Origin of the sequence: Mesomycoplasma flocculare ATCC 27399 (assembly GCF_000815065.1) — a bacterium.
Taxonomy (GTDB): domain Bacteria; phylum Bacillota_I; class Bacilli_A; order Mycoplasmatales; family Metamycoplasmataceae; genus Mesomycoplasma; species Mesomycoplasma flocculare.
On record NZ_CP007585.1, the window covers coordinates 221,503 to 231,969 of the forward strand.

The following is a 10,467-nucleotide window of genomic DNA, read 5'->3' on the forward strand; positions in this document are numbered from 1 at the left end:
AAAGAAAATAACAATAAGCAAAAAAGAAAATTTTCTATATATTTTTAAGTTTTTGTTTAATTTTTAATAAAATAATTTATAATTTTTATAATGAGAAAGGAATTTCAGTGAAAAGAAAATATTTATCATTTGCCGCTGCTGGTTCTTTGATTATCCAAATACCCTTACTTTTATCTATAAATTGTACAGGAGCAGCTACTTCTGATTTATTAGGTTATGACCCTAGTACAAAACAGTTAATTTTTAAAGTAAAAAATGGAAAAAATTTTCCGGCTGACATAAAATTTAAATCAGTTATTGTTGATAGTTTTAGATTAAATCTAAGAGAGCAAAAATACGATAGCGCAAATGCTCAATTTGATATCAAAGTTAAATTACAAGAAAATAAAACCTACGAAATTAAAGGGCTAGTCTACGATGAGAATAACTCAGAAAAAGAGTGATTATTTGAAAAGCCATTATCCTACAAAGTAAATCAAGCCGATCTTGCTGATGATACTTCTATACCTCCAAACCCGAAATTACCAGAATTAGATGATATCAATAATATTGAATTACTTACTGTCGATCTTGATCAGGCGCAAAAAATTACTGACAAAGAAAAAACAGTTCTGGAAGCTTCAGGGGAGAAAAGCCCTTATTTAGATTTATTAGTTCAGCCAGGAGAAAAAAACCTTAAAGATTTTGTTCCTTTTAAAATAAAATGAAAAGAAAAAGAATATATACTAAAACAAGGCGAAGATGCAAAATTAGCTGATATAAACCAAGAAGCTTATAATAAAATTACACTTGTTTATCAAAAAGATAATCAAGAAATCAATTTAGATTTATACTTAACTAGATCTAAGCATCCGAAATTTTTTAATCTTGGGAAAATCGAGCGATTTTCTACTAGTGCTAAAAATATTCTAAATTATCTATCAAATTTAGCAGTTACTAAATCACACCGTTTTGCAACAGTGAGTGAGTGAACTAAAAAAATTAATAAACAACCTGGTTTTTTTGATCTAGACTTTAAAAATTTATCAGAAAATGCGGATATTGGAGCTTTTAGTCATATACTTTCAATTAAAGAAGGAACTATTAATGGCGCATTTAATGAAGCGCGAAACACAATTGAAAAAGAAAATCCGCAAAATAATTATGGAATTGAATCAGCGCTAAAATTAATCCGCGAAGAAAAGAAAAAAGTATTTGATATTTATATTGAAATTTCGCCTAAACTGCAAAATAGTTATGATTATGCCGACCCAAAACTGCAAGAAATAAAAGATGAACTAGAAGAAATTAATGCCAAGATTAGTGATATTGTTTCAGTTCCGGAAAAATCAAAAGACACATTGTTACAAGATTTAGAAACATTTATCCAACCTCGTGTTTCAGCGCTTAGTGCAAAATATGAAGAGTTTAAAAAAGCAGCAACAAAAGAAAAACAATAGCGATTTTGCATCTAGATTAGCAAAAATAAAAAAACTCCATAAAAATGGAGTTTTTTTATTTTAAAAGTTTGCTAAAAACCGGAACTTTTGCTATTTAGATGGATTTTAACATTCATTTGTTACAATTTTAATATCTGAAATTAATTTATAAAAACCTACCCGCTTGAAATTGATTTTCGGTAATAAAAATCAGAATTTTTAATAAACTTTTAAAAGTGAAGTCCAAAAAAGTGAAATCATCTTTTTAAAAAGGAGTGATTATGAAAAAAAAGCATAAATATATCTTTTTTTCATTAGGTATTTTATCACTCCCATTAACAGTAATAATAATTGCCGCAAGTTCGCAAAGTTCTAGTTTTATAGCTAAAAACGAATTTGAAAATAACCAAAAAGTCTTGCTAAATTCTAATTTTCAACAAATTATTTTGTTATCTCAAGGGTTAGATAAAAAAATTCAAAGTCTAAACAAAACTATTTCTAATAGCAATTATATAAGTGATTTAATCAAATTTGACTTACTTACCGAAAATAATAAAATTAGTTCTGATTTTGAATTTGAACGAAAAAAAGTGGAAATCGAAGCTTTATTCCAAAAAGCAGAATCTGCTTTAGAGCAAATTTCAAAAATCAAAGCGGAAATTTTGCAAAATCAATATGGTGGTGATAAAGCCTTTCGTTTTTATAATTTATTAGCTAAAAACAAAGACATTATTACCGATAAAGTTTTCGATTTTGCAACTTTAGATACATTTTTTGATGAGATTAATATCTGACAAAAATCAAAAAATGATACAAAAACCGTAAACCAAGCATTTAAAGAGCTTGTTGATGCAAGTTTTGATTCTAACCGGATTGAACAAGAAAATAAGCAAAAATGGAAAAAATTAGATCTTGAAAGATTTATGAATGTTGCCTCACTTAATTATCAATCAGCGCCAATTATGTTAAAGAATTTAAATACTGAGCAACTAATCTATGAAATTGAAAATATAAAATGGGACAGTACAAAAACAGTATCAATTATCAGTTATAAAATCAGCCATAGTTATAATCCAAAATTAAGCTGTATCAGAGAACTAAAAATTACCGGACTTAAAAATAATGTTGATGATAAAATCAACCAAATCAAAAAACTTGATTCACTCGATAGCTTATTTGATATTAATTATTATTTACTTTCAAGAGTTTCTTTTACCGAATTTAACAAAAATTTTGATAAAAATAAAGCCAACAATGTTATTGGTTTAAAATTATACGCTGATCAAAACAAGGAAATTATCTTACGAAAGAAAAAGTATATTCAGGATTTTTTTGAATACAAAATTAGTGAAACACCCAAATTTGAAAATAACAAATTAGTTGCCGAAGTAGAATTTTTATTTAATAAAAACCTAATTTTTAAAAAGAAATTCGCGAGTGCATACCCTTTTTCCTTTTTAGAAAATGAACATCTAGAAAACGAAATTGACAAAATTGATCTAAAAGAAGCAAGAAGAGTGCTCGCATCTTATGAAGAAATTTTGGCTAATTTGTTCCCAAAAAAAGAAGCCAAAATTTCGCACCAAGATATTTATCCTGATGAAATTCTTGAAAAATTCCCAAAACTTTATGATTTGCCGACTTTTGGAAAATATCGCCTGGCACCAAAGACGCTAATTGAAGCAAAAGATGGCGGAGATATAAAAGGCGGGGTTGCTAGCATAAAATGAGCCATCCAAGAGTTTAAAAAAGCGACAAATACTTGAGAGTTTTTACAATCAGAAGAATCTTTTTTATATAAAATGGAGCATTTTAAACGTTATCAATATTATGATTTTATAAAACCAAAAAAAGGAGATATTCTCACTCAAAGCGATTTTATAGATTTTGAACAAATTGATTCTAACTTGAAAACTGAAATTGATAAATTAAATGAAGCAGATATTGATTTTCGCTATGTTCTGGGCCAAGTAGTTGAAAATAAAGGTATTGATCAAAAAGGACAATTTATTATAACTCGCGATGAAAGAATGTACCGAAATTTAAACCCAAAGGAATTACTAGCACAAAACGCGCAAATTAAAACTAATTATTTTTTAAAACTAATAAAAAACCAAGATAAAAAAACGCCAATTGAAAAAAAGATTGCCCATTATGTTTATCCACAAGGGTATTATATTCCTCGTGATAAAAAATATTTACCGCAAAATGTCACTTCTTTTTCGAGTGCTGATAATGATTTATTAATCCAAAAAACTTTTTATTATTTTTATGATATTAGACAAGAAAATGATACTAGTTCCATTTCTTTCCGTTTAGGGTTTGTTTTAAATAATGATCCAAAAAAAAGGTATACGCCTTTAAAAAGATTTCTAATTCATAATGTTGTTAGTGACTATGAACAGAATTTATACCCGGAAATCATGTTAAATAATCTAACAAGTAAAAATATTGGTCTTGATAAAAATTTATTAGCGACAAAAACTGTTGCTGAGTGAAAGCGCGAACTTGAAAATTCACAAAGACAACAAAATTCCCATGATCTTTTAAAAGCAATTTATCTTATCAACACAAAAGAAAATCTTGAATTAAAAATTGATGAGAATTTTATCGAGTATAAAAATTTTAAATTAGTAAAAAGTTATTTTAAAATCGCTGAAATCAAAGAATATGGAAAAGATACCGCTTTTATCCGCTTTAAAGTGCAAAATTATGACAAACTTTGAAAAACCGGAAAAAATTGATATCTAATAAAAGGTTTCAAGCCAACAGAAAATGCAAAACAAGAAAAACTTACTTGGGATAGCAATAAATTAGCCACTATTTATTATGAAAATGAGATTTGAAGAAGCCGTGAATTAGAACCTTATATTGAAGAAGCCGAATGGAATTTGCAAAATCCAAATCTTGCAACTTGGCACATGGAAAATAAGTATATCAAACACACATTTTTAACAAAAACAGCTAGAGCAAGAAAACTTGATATTAAAATGTATGCAGACATCCTTTTATTTGGTCAAGAAAAAAAAGCAAGTGAAATTCAAAAAGCAAGTCCCAACCTTAATTTTTTAATTGATTTTGATAAATTATTATCATCCCCTTTTATTTATCGCGGCAAATTCCAAGAAAATGTTGATAGCAAAGCAATATCAATTGATTATGTTTTTAAAGCCGAGTATAATTTTGCAAAACAAGGAATCGATTTTAGTTTCAAAAGCTTTGGCCCTTATAAAATCAAATTAGGTTATGGCTTTGGCCAATACCCAAAAAATGGCGAAAAATTCGATCTTAATCGCGCAATTATAATTCCGTATGCGCCTTTGAAAATCCAAATGGAATATAAAAATACCATTCAAAATGAAGGTGATTTTGGCCTTGGAAAAACTAATTTATATGATTATAACAAAGTTAGCACAGCACCTTCAGGTCAGGTTTATCTTCTTTATAATGATGCAAGTTACTATGCAAAAAAGATATATAATCCAAATCAAAACGTTTACTGAAAACATAATGATGGTTATATTCCTGATGTTCAATGAATCCGCGATGAATGAGGAACAACTAATCGCGACTGAGATCTGATAAATCGTGCGCGAGATAATAGTGCAAAATATGATCTTTGAGCCGGAATTCGCGCTTCAGCGGGGTTTTTAGGTAAAATAAATGATGATCCAAGCGATTTAAATTTATATTATATAACTAACTGACATAATGCAAAGGAAGCAAGCAATATTGAAGCAAATGAAAATGGCGTTTATCCAAATCAAGAACTTGAGCCAAAGCCAATAAAACCACGAAGTTTTTCTTTACCATTAAATAAATATAATTCAGGTGATGATAACTATCTTTTTAAAGGGTATCGTGACAATCAAAATACTTCATTAGCATTTCCAGGCGAAAATCCAAAATTAATCTATATTGGTAATAACCGCAAAAGCAATTTAGAGTATAACAAATCAACTTTTGATTTTATAAACAAAAATGGGGAAAAATCTGATGGACATTACGATGTTGAATTTTCGCATATTAATTTCGAAAATACATTAAAAAAGGCGAAAATTAGTTTCAAAGAAGATATAATTAATCAATATCAAAATATCATAAATTCGCCAAAAATCCAACTAAATCAATCATCTGATAAAAACTTTCAAATTGTTCCAGTGCTTAATCCTTTTGCCCATATTGGCTTTCCTGGTTGAGGTTTTTTAACAGGGTATGTAAATAACCGTCGAGGTTTGCAATCTAATCATTACCGCTCACAAATTTACCAATTTCCAAATTATTCGCCAATGTTATTTGGGCCTGGTAGTTCTGGTACTTCTGTTTGGTCTCGTGATGGCGATTATATTGCAACTTGAACGGGCGGAGTTAAAGGTTTATTTGCCTGATATACGTATATTGACAATCCAAATAACAACTTTTGGGGAATAAACTGAGAAAACGAAAACCCTTTAGATAATATCAGTTTTAAAAATTCAATTGGTCATATGATTTTAAGACAAGCACTAAATCATCCATTTAAATATTCAGTTCCTTGATTTTACAAAAAAATTATCTAAAAATATACTTTATTTTTAGCATAGCTTTAATAATTTATGACTAAATTAAATAAATAAAAGGAAAATTTAATATTCTGATTCTGTTTTCAAAAACTTTTTCTACATTTTAAGATTAGCAAAAACTAGTTTTTTTTGCTATTGTTTTTTTCGCAAACAAAAAAACTGATAAATTATTTAAATAAACTGGAAAAAATAATTTATAATTTGTTTTTGATTTTAAATTAAACAAACTAAATTTAGTAAAAAAATAAAAATAAAAAAAATTTTAAATCTTTTTAGGTATAATTTTAGATATTATGAATAAACAAATTCGCAACAAAGCATTAATCGTTTTAGCAGGCCTTAGCTTTATCGGAATAACTGCTGGTGTTGGCATTGGTATCCAAAGATCAGCGCTTAATTCTTCTTATCTTGCCCAATTTGACAATGATAAATCAGAATCGGAATTAAAACCGCCAATAAATGATGCTGAATTAGCCGGGGTAGTCAGCCATTTTGCTTTAAAAGATGAATGAGCAAAAATTTCTGCTTCGCAAGCCTTTAAATTACATAAAGACCCATTATATGCCTTTAGGTTAAGTCAAGCTGTCGATTTTTCGAAAATTGATAAGAAATTTTCGCATTTATTTTTTGATATTCAAGTAAATGAGGCTACTAAAGTCGAAGGTAATGCAATCAAAAATTTAACAGTTTTTGTTTTTGATGCTAAAACAAAAAAAGAAATTGCAACTCGCGCTTTTAATGCCGAACTTAGTGGTTTTAGTAGTGTTGAAAAAGAAGATTTTATTGAGAATTTTCTCGCTGATTCTTCAACTTATGAACTTGATAAAGATTTGCTAAAAACTCAATTTGGTACCGAGGCGGTTTTCCCTTCGGCTTTTTCTATTAAATTTCAAAATCAGTTTTTAGAATATCTACGAAAAAATTCGCCTGATAGTTTTGCACCAGCAAAAACAGTTAAAGTAAGTATGCTTACTAATTTTAATAATCAGTTCCAGCAACAAGAAGGCGAAAGTTCTAGTGATAACAATAATGCTAGTAATACCAACGGGAAAAACGGAGAGACATCTTCAAGTTCAAAAGATCAAAATGAAAAAAATGCGGAAAAAAGTTCAAAAGATCAACAAGATTCTAAGCTAGTTCCAAAACCTGAGAATGCAAACTCAGCCCCTAAAAAAGAAGACTCAGCCCCTAAAAAAGAAGAACAAGCTAACAAAAAACTCGTTGTTTCTAATGAGATGCTTGCAAAAGCGCTTGTTGAGACAGTAAAAGCTTTTGGCGGTCTTAAATTAGTTGCAGCATCGGGACTTCAAAATTTAATCCCAAATAATTATATTTTATTACCAGTTGCTTCGCAAAAATCATTAGTTAAATTAGACGTTAATGATGAAACCGGGACTGCTAAACTTTCTGTGAAATTATTAGATAATAATAGCCAAGAAAAATTAATGCAATTGCAAATTAATGGGCTTAGTTCAATTGGCGAAATTAAAGACAGCATTTCCAAAAAAGTTCTTAAAAATCAAAGTGCTTACTTAAATTTAAAACCTCAAGTTCAAGATTATCTACGTAAACACCCAACTAAAAAAATTAGTGATTTAATTTCAAGTTTTTCCGGCGCTAAATTAACAGAATTCAAAAAGCAGTTTGAAAAAGGTCTTGGAAATGAAACTAACAATAGTGCGAGCGGTTTAGATACTGAAAAAAGTTTTTTGGAAAAACTTTTTAAAGAAAAAGAAGAAAGCCAAAAACCCGCGCAAGCAAAACCAGCGTCTCCAAAACCTGAGATTAGCAAAACTGAGGCTGCAAAACCTGAAACTGCAAAACCTGAGACTACAAAACCTGAGACTACAAAACCTGTAGCAGCTAAGCCTGAGGCTACCAAACCTGTAGCTGCCAAACCTGAGGCTACCAAACCTGTAGCAGCCAAACCTGAAGCTGCAAAACCTGTAGCAGCTAAGCCTGAAACTACAAGTTCAACTTCTAGCCAAGAGAAAAACCAGCCTAAAAAAGAAGCGCCAAGACTTTTAGATAAGCAAGTTAACAAAGATTTAGTCACACTTTTTGATATCTATGGCAAAGATTATAATTCACTTCCAAAAGATAAAAATGATAAACTTATCTATCCTAGTGATATCACCTTCTGGTTTGATTTAAAAAAAGAAACTGCAGAATACCAAAATTATCAATTTAGCTTCTCACTTCCAGAAACTAGCACAAATTCTAATTCTGATAAAGTAACACTTAATTTAGAAATTAGCACAAGGCAAAATCTTAAATTAGAAATTCCGAAAGAAAATCGCGATTATATCGATGTTCCCCAACATCTTGAATATATCGAATACGATAAAGAGGGGAAAAAAATTGATGAACAAGCGCAGCAAAAACTCTTAGTTAGTAAAGCTGTGCAATCATCTTTAGAAACTAATGCTATTTTTAAAGCTGATTTGCGTTATTCAGCCTATGCTTTTAAAAAGTGAGTATATCCAATTGAAATTGATATCAAAGGAGTAAAAGCCCAACAAGAACTAACTAGATTATTGGTTAAAAATTATCATAAAACCGAAATAAGCACAAAAAATTCTTATCTTTTATTCCAAAGTGATTTGGATAAAATTTTTAAAAAAGCCAATCTTGAAAACTATTTTAGTTTATCAGAGCAAGAAAAAACTCAGACAAAAGAGTATTTAAAAAACGCGCTTAATCCAATAAGCCAAGAACTTGAAATCGAAATTCCAAAACAAGACAAAGAAAACGAAACAAAAAGCGAAACTAATAAATCTGAACCAGAAAAACCTAAAACAGAACAATCAGAAAAACCTAAAACAGAACAATCAGAAAAACCTAAAACAGAACAATCAGAAAATAAAACAGAACAAGCTAAACAAGCTAACCAAACAAATAATGAAAATAGTAATTCAAATTCAGAATCTAGCCAAAGTGCACCAGCAGCTGCGCAAAAATCAGTGCAAACAGCATCTTTAGAAAATAAAGTTAGAAATTTTCAAGAAGATATACCAACAACAAGTTCTCCTGCCCCGAATTCTTCACAGGCTCTAGCAAAACCAGCCCCTTCTCCTAAACCAGTCGAGGTCAAAAAGCTAGGTTTTGGGGACTATTTAGTCAAGTATCTTGATTTATTTTCAACCTTTAAAACCGAAGCGGGACAAAAATTGGCAATTATAAGTGAATATGTTCCCCAAGAACGCAATTACAATTTTGTATTTAAAGTTTTCGATAGCGAAAATGATGAACTAGCTGCTGTCAAATTCCAATTACACGGGGTAAACAAAACTAATATTGCCATTGCAAATACAATGCCTTACGCGCCCCAAATCTTCCTTGATGGGCGTTCAGGGCTTGAGTATAAAAAAACCGACAAAAATCAAACTTATATTTCAAGTATTACATCAATTAATAACACAAAAGTTTCTTATATTGCAAATACAGATGGAAAAGATCCAGACCCAGATGCGAAAGCTTTAAAAGAAAGACTTGATCAGTATTTTAAAGACGAAAAACTACAAATACAAAAAAATGAGGTAAGCCAAAACCAAACTAGTTTACCAAGTAATGAAAACTTGCTAACAACTGAAGGGCTTAGGTTAAACTCTCCTTTAGTTTATGATTATAAAAGGGCTAATCCACAAGAGTATGTAGCATCGCGCCAGAATGTTGCTACAACTACATTAACTAAGGGTGTTTTATATCTTGTTTTCCAACCAGAAAAAGGATTGACTAAAAATAAATCAAATCCTTATAAATTATTATCAACAACAACTGCGCATTCTAGTTCAACTTACGGGCTTTCGAATCTTGAACTTGAATATAAAGGGTATAATACATTAAAATTAAATTGAAAAGTTATGGGAGCAAAACCAGTTAATAACGAATTTGAGCTTGTATTCCCACCGAAAGTTAATGAAAAACAACTTAATGAATCACTTACCTTTTCAATTTTACAAGATGGAACTAAAGCAACAACCGGTAGTGATGCCCAACAACAAAAACTCACAATAGTCCAAACTAATCCAGAGCATAGCGAATCACTTGAGAACTACCTTGGAAAAACTTGGATTCTTGAATTAGAAGTCCATGAGACTTCCGCAATTATTACAATAATCCCTGAACAGCACAATACTGAGGGGAAATTAAAAATGTGAAAATCCGAAATAAAACTCCAAAAAGAGCAACTAGATCCAGATTTAGGCAACATTTTTGGGCGAGGGTTTGATTATGGGCAAATCGGTGATACAATAAATCAAGATAGCTCTTCTAGTTCTAATCCAAGTGAGCGCGCGGGTATCACCCTTAAGGCGTTTGCCGTCTTTAAAGATGATAGGCTATTAAAAGATCCAAAAGCAAAAACTAAAATTCGACATTCATTTATCGAACAGTATTTTAATGACTTTAAAAATTAATAGTGGAAGCAAAAAAGAAAAAAAGCAAATTACCAATCTGTAAATAAAATTTATTTTATATAGTTAGTT

3 protein-coding genes are annotated in these 10,467 nt (G+C 29.9%); all 3 read left to right on the forward strand.

Annotated elements, in window-relative coordinates:
* Window positions 1–107 precede the first annotated feature (107 nt).
* Window positions 108–1,439 carry a hypothetical protein gene (locus MYF_RS00875; RefSeq protein ID WP_002557651.1) on the forward strand — a complete coding sequence of 444 codons (1,332 nt, stop codon included), beginning with the start codon at window positions 108–110 and terminating at the stop codon, window positions 1,437–1,439.
* Between the two features lie 260 nt (window positions 1,440–1,699).
* The gene (locus tag MYF_RS00880) at window positions 1,700–5,977 is read left to right on the forward strand and encodes an MGA_1079 family surface serine endopeptidase (protein WP_002557996.1); all 4,278 of its coding nucleotides are present in this window, start codon (window positions 1,700–1,702) and stop codon (window positions 5,975–5,977) included.
* A 296-nt stretch (window positions 5,978–6,273) separates the two neighbouring features.
* Entirely contained in the window at window positions 6,274–10,398 is a 4,125-nt protein-coding gene (locus tag MYF_RS03505) for a P110/LppT family adhesin N-terminal domain (RefSeq protein WP_039387531.1), read from the forward strand.
* The last annotated feature ends 69 nt before the right edge of the window (window positions 10,399–10,467 follow it).